Raw genomic sequence first — 16921 nt, 5'->3', positions numbered from 1 at the left:
AGCGGCGGATCAAAGGGACAGGGATTCCACGTCAAAAAGTCAGGTGACGCTACAGTTGTTTTGGTGGGTTTTCCGTCAGTCGGAAAGTCACCCCTTCTAAACAACATCACCAATGCTGAAAGTAAGGTCGGCGCCTATCAGTTCACCACCCTTGACATCGTTCCCGGCGTAATGGAGCACAAGAACGCCAAGATACAGGTTTTCGACATTCCGGGAATCATCACAGGGGCAAGCAGCGGTAAGGGAAGAGGTAAGGAAATCCTCTCGGTTGCAAGAACCGCAGATTTGATTCTTGTTGTATTGGACACCTTCAACCCCCAGCACCTCAAGGTAATCGAAAAGGAACTGAGAGCCATTGGAATCAGGCCCAACGAGCATCCGCCTGACGTCACCGTCAAAAGAAAGAAGCTGGGCGGTGTTAAGGTATCCTCAACCTGCAAGCTCACCCACCTGGATGAAAAGACAATCAGGTCAATTCTCAACGAATACGGCTACATCAACGCAGACGTGCTTTTCAGAGACGACGTCACCATGGACCAGTTCATCGATGTTTTAGACCGCAACAAGTCATACGTTCCGATGATAATTCTTTTAAACAAGGTAGACCTTGTGGATGACGCCTATGTGGAGGAGCTTAAAAACTACATTCCCGAATTCATTCCGATTTCAGCAGACAAGAACACAAACATCGACGAGCTTAAGGACATAATATTCGACAATCTTGATCTTGTAAGGGTTTACCTCAAGCCTCAGGGAAGAAAGGCGGACATGGAAGACCCGCTGGTCATAAAGAAGGGCTCCACAGTAATCGATGCCTGCGGAAAGCTTCACAGGGAATTCGTCAAGAACTTCAGACACGCAAAAGTGTGGGGAACATCAGTCAAGTTTCCAGGCCAGAAGGTAGGTCCGGACCATGTCCTTGACGACGAGGATGTCCTGAGGGTGATTTTGAAAAAATGACTTCCGTTTTCATTACCGGCACCCCGTGCACCGGCAAGACAACAGTTGCCACCAGATTGAATGGACGTGTGATTAAAATCAATGACCTTGCAAGAAGTCATGGTTTCATCATGGGTGTCGATGAGAATAAGGGTTATGACATCATCGACATTGAAAAGTTGTCGCTGTATGTAGATGGTATGATTAAAAACAGCGATGAACTTCTGATTTTTGAAGGCCACGTCACACATCTGCTTGACGGTGCCGATAAGGTGATCGTTTTGAGGGTTCGCCCGGAGATTTTAAGGGCAAGGCTTGAGGCCAGGAACTATTCAGAGTCCAAAATCCGTGAAAACCTTGAAGCCGAGGCACTTGGAGTGTGCGCATTTGAAAGTGCTGAAAAATATCCTGACGATACATATGAGGTTGATGTAAGTGAGCTTACAGTTGATGAGGCCGCCGATTTGATAGGCGATATCATAGAAAATGGCGGCGATTATCCTGTCGGCAGTGTGGATTATATGGATTGGCTGCTTTTGAATCCCTAGTTTTATGATTTTTAATCTTAACCGCATATTTTTAATCAAAAATAACTCCGATTTGTTGATTTTCAGCATATGGGTAGGTTATAATCTGATTTTTACCTTCAAAAGTCCCATAATGAAGTCATGACAATTCTTTAAAATGACTTTAATTTTATCTTATTGGAGCAATATCTTTCTTATCATCCATGATATCACAAATGTGCATCTGTGATTTTTCACACTTCAAAAAGATATATATTGGATGCCGGCTTAATTATATATACTGATGTCAGTCGAGTTTGCGGCCATTAAGTCTTTATATTATGCCGCATATATTAAAACTTAATAATGCATTGGTGGTGTCAGCATCTCAAGGATAAGTTTTGATATTGGTGAGGAGCTGCTTGAAGATTTGAAAAGGCAGGCTTTGAAAATCGAATCTGATTATTCAGATTTGATTGTTGAATACGTTAAACAAGGATTAAGAAGTGATAATATGTTAAGGGTAAGATTAAATCCTGCAATGATTTTTCTGAAAAAAATTAAACCATTTTCAGATGATGGGGCACCAATATTGCTGTTTTGGTGGATATGAGAACTATAACCTATTATTGTTGACTTTTCAGTTGAGAAAACTATTTAAATAATATGTAAAATAATCATATATAGTTGATTAGTATTTTATTTTTGAAATCCATTCAAAAATATATTTCTAAAATGCTAATTAAAACCAGATTAGTTTGCAGATTAATTTTTTGGAGGTGTTTTAATGAATGAAGACATAATTTACAATCCTGAAAAATTCAAGGCAATGCTGCATTATATTATAGAAAGATGTCAATCAAAAGATAATTTTGGTCGGGTTTTATTATATAAACTGTTGTATTTTTCCGATTTCGATAACTATGAAAAATATGAAGAACCGATTAGTGGTGAAACCTACTTCAGAAAAAGAAGGGGACCCGTACCGTCACATTTTCATGATGCCATTGCTGATTTGGTTAGTGAAGGTAAAATTGATGAAACTTCCGAAATTGTAATTAATTATAAAAAATTTAAATATTCATCACTAAGTGAACCTGATATCAATTCATTATCCTCTAGAGAACTGCAGGTGATTGATGATACAATTAATAGAATCGCTCATTTGTATTCCGGTGAAGTAAGCAAATACTCCCATGGAGATATTCCATGGAGATTAGCTAAAGATGATGAAGCATTAAATTATGAATCAGTATTTTACAGGGACCCGGAATATTCAGTGAGGGATTATGATGACTGAATATAAAGGGTATACATTTGAATATCACTCTAAGTTCAAAAAGGAATTCAACAAGATTCTCACCAAACATCATTGCCCAACATTAAGAGATGATTTCAAACTATTGTATGATATTTTAATTCAGCATTTGAATGAGGAAGATAAATTCGCACCTCATGTTTGTATGCATATCTCTGGATTGGAAAACAATGTAATTGTTCCTGCTTTTATCATTAAAAAATTTCGTTGTAAAGGGATTAACAAAGGATCAAGGTCAGGATTCAGAATAACCTTCTTGTTTGACCATGAAGAAAGTAAATTCATTTTTGTTGAAATGTTCAACAAGAATAAGAAAGAGACACCAGACAAAAATCGCATCAACCACTTATTCGTTAAAAAAATCGAGATTGCCACGGAATTATATGAAGATGAAGAGAAATATTTGAATTCCCAATCATAAATTTCAACATTTTACTTTTCCACTCAAAAATCCCAAAAAATACACAACCTTTATAAACACCAATAAACATAATTATTCTTAATATTCATATTAACCTAAGGTTATCTTAACTATGGTTTTTGTTTTAATTTGCGCAAATCATTTTAATTCAATTTTGAATATTATATCCTACATTTTAAGGGAGGATATTTTTGAGTAGAGGAAAACGACCAAAGTGGATGATTGAAATTGCGATTGAAAGAATGAACATTCTTTTTAATCGGGCCGAGATGGAATTCATCACCCATCCCGAAAGGTCCGATCGCTATGTGGAAATGGCGCTGAAGTTGTCCACCAAATACAATACCCAAATCCCCGAAAAATGGCGAAGAAGGTATTGCAAGAGTTGTAAATCCTTTCTCAAGCCTGGCCGCAACTGCACCGTCCGGCTAGTTGACGCAGAGGTTAACATTTTTTGTGGTGAGTGTGGTCATGCAATGAAGATTCCCTACCGAAGGGAAAAGAAGTTAAAAAGGAGAGCTAAATATGATTCAGAACAAGAAAGAATTGATGAATAGAGCTCTTAATGCGATGACAATTAACATTGGCAAATCAGGCGTTAACGACAATGTCATTGAAGAAATCAAACGCCAGCTCAAGGCCAATGAAATTGTTAAACTTAAATTTGCAAAAAATATCGCTCGCGATAAAGACGATTACATCGACGAAATAGTCACAAAGACAAGGGCAAAGCTCGTTGACGTCAGAGGACACGTTGCTGTAATCTATAAGAAAAAGCCTTAAACATTATAAATTTAGAGTTACAGGCCCTATTTTTTTAGGTCTTAAATTTACAGTGGATTAAGCTACAATAATAAATAAATATTGGAGAATTAATATGACTACTGTATTTGATGTACCTGCAGATTTATTAATTGAAAAAGTCGCAGAAGAATTAAAAGCAAACGATAAGATAGAATCTCCTGCATGGTCCAATTTTGTCAGAACCGGTGTTCACAAGGAAAGAAAACCGGAAAATGCTGACTGGTGGTTTGTAAGAACCGCTTCAATTATCAGAAGAGTTTACATTGACGGACCTGTTGGTGTTTCAAGTTTAAGAACTTTCTACGGTGGTAAAAAAGACCGTGGCGTAAGACCTGAAGTATTCAGAAAAGGCAGCGGTTCCATCATCAGAAACGCACTTCACCAACTTGAAGACGCAGGATATGTAGAGAAAGTCGAAGGCGGAAGAGTTGTTACTCCTCAAGGAAGATCCTTTTTAGATAAAATTTCTGGAGAAATAATTAAAGACATTCCTGAACTTGAAAAATATTAATTATGATTTGGAGAGTTTGATATGAGCGATTTAGATGAAATTCGTCAAAAAAGAATGGCTGAACTGCAGGCTCAACAGGCTGCTGCGCAAAATCAGGCCCAACAGCAGGCAATGGCACAGGCTCAACAGCAAGAGGCTCAGGCACAATTCGAAGCTCAGAAAAAACAGATCTTAGGCCAGATCATGACTCCTGAAGCTCGCCAGAGATTGGCTAATCTCAAGCTGACCAAACCGGAAATGGTTAATCAGATCGAACTTCAGCTGATTCAGTCCGCACAGGCCGGAAGCCTAAGAGGAAAGGTAACTGACGAGCAACTTAAAGTCCTTTTAAGACAGATTGCAGGTCAGAAAAGAGAAATTAAAATTACAAGGAAATAGTATCGATGAAAGCGGCTGTTTTATATAGTGGTGGCAAGGACTCATCTTTCGTGGCTGTCATGCTTGAAAGGCTGGGTCTTGATGTTGAATTGTATACCGCAAACTTCGGGGTCTATGATTCATACGTTCCGGCAGGAAAGTCCGCTGAAGCTCTTGGATTCAAGCACAACGTCCTGAAGATGGATACGGACATCCTCAAAAAGACATGTGAGAAAATCCTCGAGGACGGGTTTCCAAACGACGGAATCAAGTTCATTCACGAAAAAACAGTAGAAAAGCTTGCTGAAAATCATGATATTATTGCAGACGGGACAAGAAGAGATGACAGAACCCCAAAACTGAATGTCAATCAGATAAGGAGCCTTGAAGACAGATTTGATGTGCAATACATTAACCTGGACAGTTTCGGTCACAGGTCAGTGAAGCTTATTACACAAAATCTCTTTGAAATTTCAAAGGAAAGGTCAAACAGGGACAACAGTTCGGATTTCGAAGTTGAAATCAGGACAATGATTGATGAGATGGGTGGAAATTCTCTGGAGATATTCCCAGAACATTATCAAACTCGCGTTATCGGATATAAAAAATAATTATTATTACAGGTGAGAAAATGAGTAGAAATAAACCATTAGCTAAAAAATTAAGAATGGCAAAAGCAAACAAACAAAACAGGAGAATTCCAATCTGGGCTTATGCTAAAACTAACCGTAAACTTAGATACAGACCTAAACCTAGACATTGGAGAAGAAACAGTCTTAAAGTATAAAATTGAGGGGTTAAAATGGAAAGAGTTTACACAATTCCGCTTAGAAATGTAAAAGAAGTCAAAAGGACTATCAGAGCTCCTAGAGCTATCAGGGAGATTAAAAATTTCTTAACCAAACACATGAAAGCTAGTGATGTTAAAATTGACGAATCTATCAATCATGCTATTTGGGAAAGAGGTATTCAAAAAATACCTTCTAAAATCACTGTAAAAGCAGTTAAAGATGATGATGGTGTTGTAAAAGCTACTTTAGCAGAATAGACACAATATTATAAGATGTGAGGTAACAATATGTTGAAAAGAATTGACATTGTAGGAAATCCGAATGTAGGAGTATTCGTGCTTGCAACCGACAACGTGGCCATTGTTCCTTATAACCTTTTGGATGAAAAGGCAGAAATCATTAAGGAAACATTGGAAGTTGAAGTTGTAAAGTCTTCTATTTCCGGATCCAGCCTTATTGGATCTTTAGCTGTAGCTAATTCAAATGGTATTGTTGTTTCCCCACATGTTTTGGATAGGGAAGTTAAGCAGTTTGAGGACATAGGCTTAAACGTTGCATGCATTCCGGGCCAGTACACCGCCGTCGGAAATATCGTGGCGGCAAACGACAAAGGCGCAATCGCCTCTCCGTTTTTAAGCCCTGAAGCAATTGAAGTGCTTGAGGAAACCCTTGACGTTGACGTAAAGACATCCCATATTGTCGGAAGCGACATTATCGGGTCTCTAATCAAGGTCACAAACAAAGGGTTTTTGATGAGCAAGAACGCCCTTGCCTCAGAAGTTAACTTTGCTCGTGAAGTATTTGGTGTTGAGGGAGATATCGGTACTGTTGGAAGAGGAATTCCTTTGGTCGGCGCATGCATCCTTGCAAATTCCACAGGAGCAATAGTCGACAAAGACAGTACAGGTCCTGAGATGGCTAGAGTTGAAGAAGCGTTAGGCTTTTTGGATGATGATTTTTAATTAATTGATCATGAGGGATTTTATATGATAACAAAAATTTACAGAGTTAAAGGTACTTTTGTAATGGGTGACGAATACCATGACTTTACCAAAGAATACAAAGCAACCTGCGAAAGCGACATAGAGGAAAAAATCTATGAAAGGTTCGGAAGTAAACATGGTATCAACAGGAACCAGATTTCAATCGATTCAATCGAGGAAATCGCTCCTGAAGATGTCGTAGACCCAATCGTAAAAGAAATTTTATAGGCGCATTGAGGGATTAACATGGAAGACCAGCAAAGATTAAACAGTCTTGTTAATGAAATCAATGTATACAGACAGCAGGCTGAATTGATTCAACAGCAGATTGAATTGATTCAGGCTTCAATCGCTGAAGTTGATGCACTGTTCGCTACATTAGAGGAAATCGAAGGCAGGGACTCAGTTGAGGCTTTTGTGCCTGTCGGTGCAGGTTCCTTTGTTAAAGGGGAACTCAAAAGCACAGATGAAATCATTGTAAGTATCGGTGCAGGAATTGCAGTCAAAAAAGATGCTGACGGCGCTCGCGAAATCTTGAACGGTCAGAAAGAGGATTTGAAAGACAGTTTGGACAAGATGCTTGCTAACCTGCAGCAGACCACCGACATTGTTGGAAATCTTCAGGCTCAGGCCGAGCAGATTGCGGCTGCAGCTCAAGGTAATATGACCCAGATGGGTTAGATTATCTTCTTTTATTTTTTTTAAAAGTGAAATCATGAATGGAAAGTTACTTTCAAAATTAGCGATAGCTCTGTTCCTTCTGGTTCTGTCAGTGGGTTTTGTTTCATCATTCGATGAGTATAATGAAACATTCACCGCAAGCGCAGGTGAAGGGGCAAGTCAACCACTCAACACTGCAAACGAAAGCGATTCCAGTTCAAATGACACTAACAATACACAGGATGGCGGCAAGACCACCGTCAACACTTACGATAAGGCAACTGGTAATCCCTTTTTAGCATTAGTGGTTGTAATTGTATGTTTGGTATTGGTCAGATATAGGAATTAACTATATCTGCTTTTCTTTTTTTTTTAAAAATTGGTAATAGTTTGTCAAGCGTTAAAAAATAAAAATAGGGAAAAATGAGTTTCCCTTAATCAGACGGACACATAAGACACTATGACTTTTTGCAGGGTGAATGCATAAGAGCAGTCCTCTTCAGGCAATTTTCACCTGCCGTCGTCAAACTCGACCCGATTTGTTTTTGAAATAGAATGTCGCCTTTGTTATTTTTGTGTTTTTGTTGTTCTTTTTAAAGACGATTCTGTATTCCTTATCGTCGTCATCATATCTTACGTTCAATCCTATTACATCATTGGTTTTCAATACCTTATTGCCGGTCCCTTCAAGAGTTGTCTGGTATTGTTTTCCTCTGATGAATTTGGAATTTTTTGATGGGTCGTTTTTATCTGCAGCGGTAACTGTGAGTTTTTTGGATTTGAATATGTTGTATTTATTGTCTGCTGAGGTAATCACGACCTTGTGTGTTCCGGTCTTTAACCTTTTGGCATTGACCTTTGCAATGCCGTAGGAATTTGTTTTGACTTTAAATTTTTTTGCTTAATATCCCGTTTCGATTTTGACTTTTAATTTAACGTTATTTAGAGGCATACGTCTATATTTGTCTTTGACTTTTATTTTAAAAGCACTGTTTTTTTGTTTTTCGATACAACGGAATTAGGACAACATCACTGTCTGCGGCAGTAACGATGCCGACGAATATCGTCAAAAGCAATAGCAGCAAAAAAATTTTAGTTAATACTTTAAAGTTCAATTCAAATCCTCTTTCAATCGAGCAAATGTTGATTTCTCGATAAATATACTTTATCTTCATTTATATATAAGTTAGTATTACATTTTTTGATATACGTGAACATAATATTAATGATTTTTAAAAAAAATATTCAAAAATCTAAGTATGCATTTGACCAAAGTAAGAACTGGGGATTTTCAATATTTTTTCATTTCTTTTTCGTGATGTCCCCATTTTCTAAAATCTTATTTATATGTAATTACATAGTATAAACTAATTTTATAAAAATTAAACAGGTTGGGTTAATTTTGTTTGATTCTCTAAAAAAGAAATTTTCAAGAACAAGTGAAAAACTGGAAGAGGAACTTGTTGAAGAAGCAAAAAATGAAGATAATATCGAAGAGGAAACCGGTGGAAGATTCTCATTTTTCTCTTTTGGACGTAAAAAGGAAGAAAAAGAAGAGGAAGAGGAAGAAAATCTCCTTCCTGAAGCTGAAGAGGAAGAAAGCGAAAAGGAGAAAAAATCCCGTTTCTGGAGTCGCAGCAAAGACGATGATGATGAAGATGTAGAAGAGGAAGCCGAGGAGGAAGCTCCTGAAGAGGAAGTTGAGGAAGAGCCTGAAAAAGAGGAGAAGAAGTCCCGCTTCTGGAGCAGAAACAAAGATAAAGAAGAAGATAAGGAAGAAGTTGAAGAAGAGAAAAAGTCCCGCTTCTGGAACCGCACTAAGGCCGAATCCGCTGACGGGGAGGCCACAGGCGGAATGTTTTCTTTCGTCCGTGAAAAGACAATTCAGGAAAAGCACGTTGAGGACATTCTCTTCGAGCTTGAAATGGAACTTCTACAGGGTGATGTTGCAATGGAAGTTGCAACCGAAGTCGTTGAAAACGTAAAGGAAAATCTTGTCGGCAAAAAAATCAAGAGAAGTAACGACATCACTGAATACACATTCTACGCCCTTAAGGATGCGGTTGCAGAAATCATTGATATTCCGGGTCCTTCAATGACTGAAATGCTTGAAGAGAAGGCAGCTAAGGGAGAACCTCTGGTCGTGATGTTTGTCGGAATCAACGGTACAGGAAAAACCACAACCATCGGAAAGCTTGCCAACTACTACCTCAAAAAAGGATACACTCCGGTCATTGCAGCATCAGATACATTCAGGGCAGGTGCAATCGAGCAGGTCACCTACCATGCAGACAATGTCGGTGTTAAAATCATCAAGCACAAGAAAGGCTCTGATCCTGCAGCTGTGGCATTTGATGCAGTCGAGCACGCCAGGGCACAGGGCAAGGAACTGGTTTTAATCGATACTGCAGGAAGAATGCAGACCAACACAAACCTTATGGATGAAATGAAAAAGATCAAAAGGGTTTCAAAGCCTGATTTGGTGATTTTCGTCGGGGACGCAATAACAGGTAACGACGCAACCGAACAGGCACGAAAATTCAACGAAGCCATCGACATAGATGGTGTAATCCTTACAAAAGCCGATGCGGACAGCAAAGGCGGAGCATCACTTTCAATCGGTTATGTCATCAAGAAGCCTATCCTGTTTTTAGGAGTGGGCCAGGGATATGACGACATCATGGAATATGACGCCGACTGGATGCTTGACCAGTTATTCTCACAGGATGAGGAGGCGGTTGATGAAACTTAAAAACGTCCTCTCAATCGTTCTGGTAATCCTTGTGATAATTGCCGTATGGTTCACAATATTCAATCCTTCAAGTTCAATTGTCAATATAGATCCGAAGGAAGACTTTTCCATGGCAGTTACAGGAGACGTAATGTTTGCACGTAACATGGAAGGGGTTCTAAGCATGGATTCCTCACCTTTTGCAGGCGTCAGCGACGTCACTTCGGCCGTTGATTTGCTTTTGATTAACTTCGAAAATGCCGCAACAAACTCGGAGGATGCAGTCAAGGGAGACGTGCCGCTTAAGTGCAATCCGTCATATGTTCCCCTTGCAAAGGCAAACAATAACACCGTTGCGGCCATTGCAAATAATCACGTTTTCGATTATGGAAATGCCGGAATGAATGATACAGTTTCTTATCTCAAGAGTGCCGGCATCACTCCAATCGGTGCGGGCAACTCCGAAGATGAGGCTCACGCATGTGTTGTCAAGGAAATCAACGGAAGAAAGATTACCATCCTCAACTATATGGATTCTGAAAACTTTGCCGAATACTCTCAGGAGGTAATGCCTATTGCAAACGGCAGCACACCGGGATATTCCGCATATGATTCCGCCGATGCCAAAAAACAGATTGAAGCAAACAACGATTCAGACATGATAGTTGCCTACATGCACTTTGGAAACGAGTATTCCACCTCTCCAAATGAGGACCAAATCAGGATGGCTCACGAACTGATCGATTATGGGGCGGATGTTGTTCTGGGTGCTCACCCTCACGTCACACAGGGAATAGAGATGTATAAGGGTAAACCAATCTTCTACTCATTGGGAGACTTCATATTCGACCTGGCACGTGATGATACGCTCACAGCATACTTCGTCAAGATAGACCTTGTAAACGACACCGGAACATGCACTGTCTATCCTGTTCACATTTCAAATTACCTGCCTGAGCATATGGATGCCGATGAGGGCAAATCACTTTTAAGCGGTTTATCCCCTCAATGCAGTCAATTAGAAATAACAGACAATGGAACAGGTAAATTAAGCTTTAATTTAACTGATAGTTAATTTTATCAGTTAATTACTTTTTATTTTTTTATAAACTGCCTTTAAAATCAATATCCATACTCCTGAAAAGTCGCCATTAATCTAATTAAAATTCTATAGATTTAAGCTTTTTATAGCTCATTTTAAAATAATGATTATTAAAAAGGTTATTTCCATACTTTTTTAATCTGTGATGGTTAAATTAACTTGTTTTAAGGCCAGTTTCTTATTAAAAACATTTATATATGTTTTTAGATATACATTTATTTAAAAAATTTTTAAAGGTGAAAAAATTACGATAAAAAACAAAGCATTGGTTTTGGCGGTTGCGCTTTTCCTGTTTTTGATGGCAGGTGCGGTGAGTGCGGCAAACCAAACCGATGTAATTACTACTGATGCCGACTCAAACGATTCTCCGCTTGAGGGGGATTTGTTGGCTGAGTCATCCCAAAGCGCCATGGGAGATAAGGCGCAAATAGAAACTAACATTAAAAGCAATGACACTGCCGTCTTAAATGGTGAGGATTTCACTGTAAGGTTGACTGATTCAGATTCAAAACCCCTTTCCGGAAAATCAGTGCAGTTCAACCTCAGTGATGTTTTAACAAACTCAACAACCGACGGCAATGGTGTTGCAAAACTCAAAGTCAATGTGACACCTGGCAAATACAGTGTCAACTACCTGTTTTCAGAAAGCGGATATGCGACCTGCAGGAATTCAACCGACATACTGGTCATTTCCACTTCTGCCTCACAGATTAAGGCCGATTCATATGTTGCATATGTGGGGGTTGTAAACACCTATGAGGTCACCCTGACTGTAGGCGACATTCCTCTTTCAAATCGTGAAGTCATCTTCACACTGAACGGCAAAAAATACTCATCAAAAACAGACGAAAATGGAAAGGCGGCACTAAACATTACAGAAGAGGTTGGAACCTACATTCTTGACTACTACTATGCTGGAGAAAAGAATATCAACGCGACTTCAGGTTCAGTCAAGATAAAGGTCAAAAAGGGAATGCCCACAACATTCAAGAAATATGACTCACAGGTTTACAGAGACGGCAAGGCAGGATATTTCAAGGTCAGGCTTGTCGATGCAAGGGGCGAACCATTAAAGTCCAAAAAAGTGATTTTCAAACTTAAGGGCAAGAAATACGTCAAAAAGACAAATGAAAAGGGAATTGCAAAAATCAAGATTAATCTCAGGACTGGCTCATATAAGGTTAAGGTCGGATTTGCAAAGACTTCCGTCTACAACAAGGCTGTCAAGAAGTTCACCATAAGGGTAAAGTCCACACATGCAACCAACAACGGAATGTGGCTTTTCGGAAGGGACATGAAAAGCGTTGACTTTGCAAAGCTCAAGAAATACGGATTCAATCAGGTATTTCTAAACTTCAAGGCACTGGAGCTTCACGGCAAAAGCGCAGTTGAAAAATGGATACAAACTGCAAAGTCCTATGGAATAAAGGTTCACCTGTGGATGCAGGTATTCTACGGCTCCAACAACTGGCAAAATCCGGTGAAAAACGGCAAAATCAATTATAATCTAATCAACTCAAAGCTCAAGGAAGTCAAGAAATACGCAAAAATCAAGGGTATTGCAGGAGTTCACTTTGATTATGTAAGATACCCTGGAAATGCATACAAGTCACCAAATGGGGTAAAGGCGGTAAGTACATTCGTAAAAAAGGCTTCACATGTGGTTCACAAGACAAACAAAAAGCTTATAGCTTCAGCTGCCATAATGCCTGAGCCTTCTTCACTCAAATACTATTACGGCCAGGACATTCCAACCATAAGCAAATACCTTGATGTGCTTCTTCCTATGGTTTATAAGGGAAATTATCATGCGGGAACTGCCTGGATTAAGTCCGTAACAAATACTCTTGTAAAACAATCCAAGAAAGCAAAGGTCTGGACAGGACTTCAGTCATACAGGTCAGATGCCAATCTCAATAAGATTCCTGCCAAGGAACTTAAGGGCGATGCAAATGCTGCCGCTGCAGGTGGAGCATACGGTATAATCCTATTCAGATTCGGACTGTTTAACTACATAAACTTCAAGGAGGTCTAAAATGAAAAATAAGATTTTTATGTTGCTTGTTTTTGCTCTTGCGGTAATGACGCTTTCTTGCGTATCTGCTAGCGATAATGCAACAGACATTTGCTGTGATGACTCAATTTCCCAAAGCATCGATGAGGAGGTCATAAGCCAAAGCGTGGATGAAGTTACTCCTCTTAGTGAGAAGGTTACTTCACATATTACTATCAATAAGGTGACAGCTTATGAGTCACTTCCAACCAACTTATCTGCAAAGCTCACATCAAACGGTCAGCCATTGCCTTCAAAGCCAGTCAAGATAAGCGTTGGCGAAATGGAGTATGATAAGGTCACAGACCTTAATGGAATTGCCAGCGTTGTCCTAAACCTTTCAAAGGGAGAATACACTGTTAAATTCGTCTTCAGCGGTGATGATGACACATGGCCATCATCTGCAATTACCTCAGTAACAGTTGAGGAGGCAAAATGGACTGATATAAATCTTGGAGACATGCATATCAACTACAGGCAGGGCTCTTCATGTCTGTTCTATGTTCAGCTCACAACCGGGGGGGGATATCCGGTAGAAAACCAGTGGGTCAACATCAATGTCAATGGAAAGACCTACACCGTTAAGACAAACAAGAACGGAAATGCGAAGGTTTATCTGAACCTTAAAAAAGGAAAATACAAAGTCAAATGTTCATTTGAAAAGACTCCACAATATCTTTCATCAAGCAAGACCTTTAAAATCACGGTCAAACCCAAGATTTCAAAGGGCAACGGATATTGGCTATGGCCGGTCCATATGAAAAGCGTAAACCTCAAAAGCCTTGCAAGCAAGGGGACAAAGCATATTCTGCTTCATGTGGAGGCAGTGTCAGCTTATGGAAAATCCGCAGTTCAGTCATTCATCAAAAAGGCCCATAAGCATGGAATCAGGGTTCATATGTGGATGCAGGTTGCATATAACGGCGGAAAATGGGTTTCACTTGTTGACGATCACGGCAAAATCAGATACTCATTCTTATTAAATAAGATTTTACAGGCAAAAAAATATGCTAAAATCAAAGGGGTGGACGGAATTCACTTTGACTATGTCAGATACGGTGGAACCGCACATAAACATCCAAATGCAGTCAAATCAGTCAACTGGTTTTCCAAAAGGGCAAGCCTTGCTATTCACAAAGTAAGGCCAAACTGCATAGTTTCAGCAGCCCTGATGCCTGAGCCTAAGATGATGCACTATTATTACGGTCAGGACGTGGCGACAATGAGCAGATACATGGACGTGCTGATACCGATGGTATATAAGGGAAACTACCACCAGACAACATCATGGATCAAGTCCGTAACCAAGACATTTGTCGGACAGTCAAACGGTGCGCAGATCTGGACAGGACTTCAGTCATACTACTCTGACAACAACGTCAAGAAACTGCCTCAAAGCTCACTTCTAAAGGATGCAAAGGCAGCCAAAAGCGGTGGCGCATTGGGAGTGATCCTGTTTAGAATAGGCATAAGCTGCAATTTCAACTTCAACAAGGTTTAAAAGTTCAATCTTTTAAATCCTATTTTTTTAATTTTAAATTCACCATTTGCGTTTGGAAAGAGCTTTCAGACGTTTTTTCTCAATATTTTTCTTCTTTTCGGACTGGTATTGCCGGTTCTGGCGATTGGTTGTTGTTTCATTGTTTCGCATGACGGTTACAAGGTCAATGGAATTGCCGCTGCAGGCCATAATCAGGCGTATCTCCTTATAGTCCTTTCCCGGCGGAGCCTCAAATACCGCAGCATACTTGTCGGCCTCGACATGCTCCCAGCTTATAGGCTCTTCACACATGAGGCAGTCTATGACATACTCACGTGATATTCCGTTTTCATTAAGCCTTTCAATGAAGTGGCGGTTTTCAAAGCACCAGTTGATGCCGGCGGTCTCTCCCATCAGAAATTTGTCAAAAACATTCATTGAAATTAGTTATGTAAAAGATATTATATAATGATTTACAAAATTATTAGCATGTCTGAAAGAAACCAGTGGGATTCATCACTTTCATTTATTCTTGCCATGATAGGTGCCGCTGTCGGATTGGGAAATATCTGGCGGTTCAGCTATGTGCTTTATTCAAATGGTGGGGGCTCATTTTTCATTCCCTATCTCATAGCAATAGCCATCATGGGGGTCCCGTTTCTAATATTGGAATATGGTGTCGGATTCTCATACAAGGAATCCTTTTCAAAGATCATGAAGAGTATCAATCCAAAATTCGAGATTGTAGCTTGGATTTTGGTTCTGTTTGTATTTATAGTTACGATTTATTATATGGTTATCCTGAGTTGGGATCTTGTGTATCTGGCTTCAAGTTTCACCTTCAGCTGGGGAACCGATGCGGCGTCATACTTCGTTCAGAATGTGGGTGGAAGCTCAAACCTTGACAATGCCAGTTTTCTTCTGATTCCTACAACAATCGGAGTCGTTGTTTTATGGATTGTATTATGGTTCATTTCCCACAGAAACGTTGATAAGGGTATCGGTAAGGTCTCAAAGATTCTAATTCCGGCACTCTTTATTATAATGGGAGGAATCATTGTCTATGCCTTGACCCTTCCGGGAGCGAATGTGGGTATTGCAACCCTTCTGACTCCGGACTGGACGAAGCTGGCGGACATCAACATATGGCTTGCGGCATTTTCACAGATAATCTTTTCCCTGAGTATTGGTCAGGCAATTGCGCTTATATATGCCAGTTATCTTCCTGAAAACTCCAAACTCATCGACAACGTTCTTATTGTGGTTGCATCAAACTCCCTTTTTGAGATATGTACTGCATTTGGAGTATTTTCAATTCTCGGTTACATGTCAGTTACCGGAGGAACTCCAATGGTTCAGCTTATTACCGAAGGAACCGGACTGGTATTCATCGTATTCCCGATGATTTTCAACATCATGGGACCTATTGGAAGAATCATGGCTCCGCTTCTGTTTCTGGCGATACTATTTGCGGGAGTCACTTCAGCCCTCGGTTTCCTGGAGCCGATGCTGAGCACTGCAGGGGATAAGCTTGGATGGTCAAGAAAGAAGACTTCCACAGTCCTGTGTATTGTAGGATGTCTTTTATCATTGCTTTTAACATCCGGAATCAGCAGCTACCTTGTCGGAATAATTGATTCATTCGTAAATGAATTCGGCATATTGCTTTTAATAGGAATTCAGTGCATAATATTCGCATGGTTTTACGGTGTCGACCATTTCCTTCCTGCACTCAACCAGTATTCCACATTCAAGGTAGGCAGGATTTGGTCATTAGTAATCAAGTATCTGCTTCCCTGCATTTTGATAGTGATGTGGATTGTCGGAATAATCAATCTATTCTCATCTGCAAAGACTTTTGAGCTGATTGTCGACTTGGTGATAATTGTGGGCGTAATGGTATTTGCAGTAATCCTGACTAAAATCAAACCAGCAAATGAGTAAATCTCATTTGCCAAATTCTTTTTTTAATAGTTTTTGTAGGCGTCATATCCTGCGTACAGATGATATGCGGTTTGAAGTACGCTCCCCAGAGGGTTGTTCATGAAAAACCATATGAATATGTGAAGTAGGATTGCAGCACCGAAGAGTCCAAGCCCTTTCTGTTTGTCATTGTTTAGATACTGTCCGAGTCCGGGTATAATAAATGAAAAAATACCATATTTTAGGGAATTGCTATCCATTACCATCATCTCTTTTATTTATTTCATCTTAATGTTTAATTAAAATTACTTTGTCATTAATTATTTTAATACTTTTAGATTT

At 39.6% G+C, this 16921-nt stretch carries 24 protein-coding genes; 21 read left to right on the top strand and 3 right to left on the bottom strand.

The features are described 5' to 3' along the window. From ACJMLO_RS06705 to ACJMLO_RS06630, 16 genes are all read left to right on the top strand, one after another. Positions 1 to 960 (top strand): OBG GTPase family GTP-binding protein (locus ACJMLO_RS06705; RefSeq protein WP_405295164.1); only part of this gene is annotated, 960 nt, incomplete at its 5' end. Then, positions 957 to 1487 (top strand): adenylate kinase family protein, encoded by a 531-nt coding sequence (locus tag ACJMLO_RS06700; RefSeq protein ID WP_405295162.1) that lies wholly within the window; start codon positions 957 to 959, stop codon positions 1485 to 1487. The genes ACJMLO_RS06705 and ACJMLO_RS06700, both read left to right, overlap by 4 nt. 388 nt (positions 1488 to 1875) lie before the next feature. Continuing rightward, positions 1876 to 2058: a hypothetical protein gene (locus ACJMLO_RS06695; RefSeq protein WP_405295160.1), complete on the top strand. Its 183-nt coding sequence runs from the start codon at positions 1876 to 1878 to the stop codon at positions 2056 to 2058. Positions 2059 to 2232: 174 nt separating this feature from the next. Next, the gene (locus ACJMLO_RS06690; protein WP_405295158.1) at positions 2233 to 2745 is read left to right on the top strand and encodes a Panacea domain-containing protein; all 513 of its coding nucleotides are present in this window, start codon (positions 2233 to 2235) and stop codon (positions 2743 to 2745) included. Then, the gene (locus tag ACJMLO_RS06685; RefSeq protein WP_405295156.1) at positions 2738 to 3184 is read left to right on the top strand and encodes a hypothetical protein; all 447 of its coding nucleotides are present in this window, start codon (positions 2738 to 2740) and stop codon (positions 3182 to 3184) included. The genes ACJMLO_RS06690 and ACJMLO_RS06685 overlap by 8 nt, the downstream gene beginning before the upstream one ends. A 191-nt stretch (positions 3185 to 3375) precedes the next feature. Next, positions 3376 to 3741, top strand: coding sequence for a ribonuclease P protein component 4 (locus ACJMLO_RS06680; RefSeq protein ID WP_405295154.1), 366 nt, complete (start codon positions 3376 to 3378; stop codon positions 3739 to 3741). Next, positions 3710 to 3967, top strand: a complete 258-nt coding sequence (locus ACJMLO_RS06675) for a YhbY family RNA-binding protein (RefSeq protein WP_405295152.1) — start codon at positions 3710 to 3712, stop codon at positions 3965 to 3967. The genes ACJMLO_RS06680 and ACJMLO_RS06675 overlap by 32 nt, the downstream gene beginning before the upstream one ends. Positions 3968 to 4061: 94 nt before the next feature. Then, complete coding sequence (locus tag ACJMLO_RS06670; RefSeq protein ID WP_405295150.1) at positions 4062 to 4499, top strand: 30S ribosomal protein S19e; 438 nt, start codon at positions 4062 to 4064, stop codon at positions 4497 to 4499. Between the two features lie 21 nt (positions 4500 to 4520). After that, positions 4521 to 4877 carry a DNA-binding protein gene (locus ACJMLO_RS06665; RefSeq protein WP_405295148.1) on the top strand — a complete coding sequence of 119 codons (357 nt, stop codon included), beginning with the start codon at positions 4521 to 4523 and terminating at the stop codon, positions 4875 to 4877. A gap of 5 nt (positions 4878 to 4882) precedes the next feature. Continuing rightward, positions 4883 to 5467 carry a hypothetical protein gene (locus tag ACJMLO_RS06660; RefSeq protein WP_405295146.1) on the top strand — a complete coding sequence of 195 codons (585 nt, stop codon included), beginning with the start codon at positions 4883 to 4885 and terminating at the stop codon, positions 5465 to 5467. A gap of 20 nt (positions 5468 to 5487) precedes the next feature. Further along, entirely contained in the window at positions 5488 to 5643 is a 156-nt protein-coding gene (locus ACJMLO_RS06655; RefSeq protein ID WP_405295144.1) for a 50S ribosomal protein L39e, read from the top strand. A gap of 15 nt (positions 5644 to 5658) precedes the next feature. Continuing rightward, entirely contained in the window at positions 5659 to 5904 is a 246-nt protein-coding gene (locus ACJMLO_RS06650; RefSeq protein ID WP_405295142.1) for a 50S ribosomal protein L31e, read from the top strand. 30 nt (positions 5905 to 5934) lie between these two features. After that, a complete protein-coding gene (locus ACJMLO_RS06645) occupies positions 5935 to 6609 on the top strand; it encodes a translation initiation factor IF-6 (protein WP_405295140.1) in 675 nt (224 codons plus the stop codon). Positions 6610 to 6633: 24 nt separating this feature from the next. Then, positions 6634 to 6858 (top strand): 50S ribosomal protein L18Ae, encoded by a 225-nt coding sequence (gene rpl18a / locus ACJMLO_RS06640; RefSeq protein WP_405295138.1) that lies wholly within the window; start codon positions 6634 to 6636, stop codon positions 6856 to 6858. 18 nt (positions 6859 to 6876) lie between these two features. Beyond that, the gene (gene pfdA / locus ACJMLO_RS06635; RefSeq protein WP_405295136.1) at positions 6877 to 7311 is read left to right on the top strand and encodes a prefoldin subunit alpha; all 435 of its coding nucleotides are present in this window, start codon (positions 6877 to 6879) and stop codon (positions 7309 to 7311) included. Positions 7312 to 7345: 34 nt separating this feature from the next. Next, positions 7346 to 7639 (top strand): hypothetical protein, encoded by a 294-nt coding sequence (locus tag ACJMLO_RS06630; RefSeq protein WP_405295134.1) that lies wholly within the window; start codon positions 7346 to 7348, stop codon positions 7637 to 7639. Between the two features lie 174 nt (positions 7640 to 7813). Here ACJMLO_RS06630 and ACJMLO_RS06625 read toward each other — a convergent pair whose 3' ends face one another. After that, entirely contained in the window at positions 7814 to 8107 is a 294-nt protein-coding gene (locus ACJMLO_RS06625; RefSeq protein ID WP_405295132.1) for a hypothetical protein, read from the bottom strand. A gap of 585 nt (positions 8108 to 8692) precedes the next feature. Here ACJMLO_RS06625 and ftsY point away from each other — a divergent pair. The 4 genes from ftsY (at position 8693) to ACJMLO_RS06605 (ending at position 14677) form a co-directional block, all read left to right on the top strand. After that, a complete protein-coding gene (gene ftsY, locus ACJMLO_RS06620; protein ID WP_405295130.1) occupies positions 8693 to 10042 on the top strand; it encodes a signal recognition particle-docking protein FtsY in 1350 nt (449 codons plus the stop codon). Then, positions 10032 to 11096 (top strand): CapA family protein, encoded by a 1065-nt coding sequence (locus tag ACJMLO_RS06615; protein ID WP_405295128.1) that lies wholly within the window; start codon positions 10032 to 10034, stop codon positions 11094 to 11096. Before ftsY ends, ACJMLO_RS06615 begins: the two co-directional genes overlap by 11 nt. 325 nt (positions 11097 to 11421) lie before the next feature. Then, positions 11422 to 13158, top strand: coding sequence for a putative glycoside hydrolase (locus tag ACJMLO_RS06610; protein ID WP_405295126.1), 1737 nt, complete (start codon positions 11422 to 11424; stop codon positions 13156 to 13158). Between the two features lies 1 nt (position 13159). Next, entirely contained in the window at positions 13160 to 14677 is a 1518-nt protein-coding gene (locus ACJMLO_RS06605; protein ID WP_405295124.1) for a hypothetical protein, read from the top strand. 39 nt (positions 14678 to 14716) lie between these two features. On the opposite strand, the gene ACJMLO_RS06600 is transcribed toward ACJMLO_RS06605, so the two are convergent. Then, positions 14717 to 15070 carry a hypothetical protein gene (locus ACJMLO_RS06600; protein ID WP_405295122.1) on the bottom strand — a complete coding sequence of 118 codons (354 nt, stop codon included), beginning with the start codon at positions 15068 to 15070 and terminating at the stop codon, positions 14717 to 14719. Between the two features lie 69 nt (positions 15071 to 15139). Between ACJMLO_RS06600 and ACJMLO_RS06595 the strand changes: the two genes are divergently transcribed. Then, on the top strand, positions 15140 to 16600 hold the full coding sequence (locus tag ACJMLO_RS06595; protein ID WP_405295165.1) for a sodium-dependent transporter: 1461 nt from the start codon (positions 15140 to 15142) through the stop codon (positions 16598 to 16600). A gap of 23 nt (positions 16601 to 16623) precedes the next feature. On the opposite strand, the gene ACJMLO_RS06590 is transcribed toward ACJMLO_RS06595, so the two are convergent. Then, complete coding sequence (locus ACJMLO_RS06590) at positions 16624 to 16839, bottom strand: hypothetical protein (RefSeq protein ID WP_405295120.1); 216 nt, start codon at positions 16837 to 16839, stop codon at positions 16624 to 16626. Positions 16840 to 16921: the final 82 nt, after the last annotated feature.

This window comes from Methanobrevibacter sp., from assembly GCF_045120835.1.
Lineage (GTDB): Archaea > Methanobacteriota > Methanobacteria > Methanobacteriales > Methanobacteriaceae > Methanocatella.
This window is presented reverse-complemented; position numbering and strand designations above follow the sequence as displayed.

What these genes read in the sequence shown, in the direction of transcription:
- ACJMLO_RS06700 (WP_405295162.1), top strand. Translation starts at nt 957, where the DNA reads ATGACTTCCGTTTTCATTACCGGCACCCCGTGCACCGGCAAGACAACA.
- ACJMLO_RS06690 (WP_405295158.1), top strand. Translation starts at nt 2,233, where the DNA reads ATGAATGAAGACATAATTTACAATCCTGAAAAATTCAAGGCAATGCTG.
- ACJMLO_RS06685 (WP_405295156.1), top strand. Translation starts at nt 2,738, where the DNA reads ATGACTGAATATAAAGGGTATACATTTGAATATCACTCTAAGTTCAAA.
- ACJMLO_RS06675 (WP_405295152.1), top strand. Translation starts at nt 3,710, where the DNA reads ATGATTCAGAACAAGAAAGAATTGATGAATAGAGCTCTTAATGCGATG.
- ACJMLO_RS06670 (WP_405295150.1), top strand. Translation starts at nt 4,062, where the DNA reads ATGACTACTGTATTTGATGTACCTGCAGATTTATTAATTGAAAAAGTC.
- ACJMLO_RS06665 (WP_405295148.1), top strand. Translation starts at nt 4,521, where the DNA reads ATGAGCGATTTAGATGAAATTCGTCAAAAAAGAATGGCTGAACTGCAG.
- ACJMLO_RS06660 (WP_405295146.1), top strand. Translation starts at nt 4,883, where the DNA reads ATGAAAGCGGCTGTTTTATATAGTGGTGGCAAGGACTCATCTTTCGTG.
- ACJMLO_RS06655 (WP_405295144.1), top strand. Translation starts at nt 5,488, where the DNA reads ATGAGTAGAAATAAACCATTAGCTAAAAAATTAAGAATGGCAAAAGCA.
- ACJMLO_RS06650 (WP_405295142.1), top strand. Translation starts at nt 5,659, where the DNA reads ATGGAAAGAGTTTACACAATTCCGCTTAGAAATGTAAAAGAAGTCAAA.
- ACJMLO_RS06645 (WP_405295140.1), top strand. Translation starts at nt 5,935, where the DNA reads ATGTTGAAAAGAATTGACATTGTAGGAAATCCGAATGTAGGAGTATTC.
- rpl18a (WP_405295138.1), top strand. Translation starts at nt 6,634, where the DNA reads ATGATAACAAAAATTTACAGAGTTAAAGGTACTTTTGTAATGGGTGAC.
- pfdA (WP_405295136.1), top strand. Translation starts at nt 6,877, where the DNA reads ATGGAAGACCAGCAAAGATTAAACAGTCTTGTTAATGAAATCAATGTA.
- ACJMLO_RS06630 (WP_405295134.1), top strand. Translation starts at nt 7,346, where the DNA reads ATGAATGGAAAGTTACTTTCAAAATTAGCGATAGCTCTGTTCCTTCTG.
- ACJMLO_RS06615 (WP_405295128.1), top strand. Translation starts at nt 10,032, where the DNA reads ATGAAACTTAAAAACGTCCTCTCAATCGTTCTGGTAATCCTTGTGATA.
- ACJMLO_RS06610 (WP_405295126.1), top strand. Translation starts at nt 11,422, where the DNA reads ATGGCAGGTGCGGTGAGTGCGGCAAACCAAACCGATGTAATTACTACT.
- ACJMLO_RS06605 (WP_405295124.1), top strand. Translation starts at nt 13,160, where the DNA reads ATGAAAAATAAGATTTTTATGTTGCTTGTTTTTGCTCTTGCGGTAATG.
- ACJMLO_RS06600 (WP_405295122.1), bottom strand. Translation starts at nt 15,070, where the DNA reads ATGGGAGAGACCGCCGGCATCAACTGGTGCTTTGAAAACCGCCACTTC.
- ACJMLO_RS06590 (WP_405295120.1), bottom strand. Translation starts at nt 16,839, where the DNA reads ATGGATAGCAATTCCCTAAAATATGGTATTTTTTCATTTATTATACCC.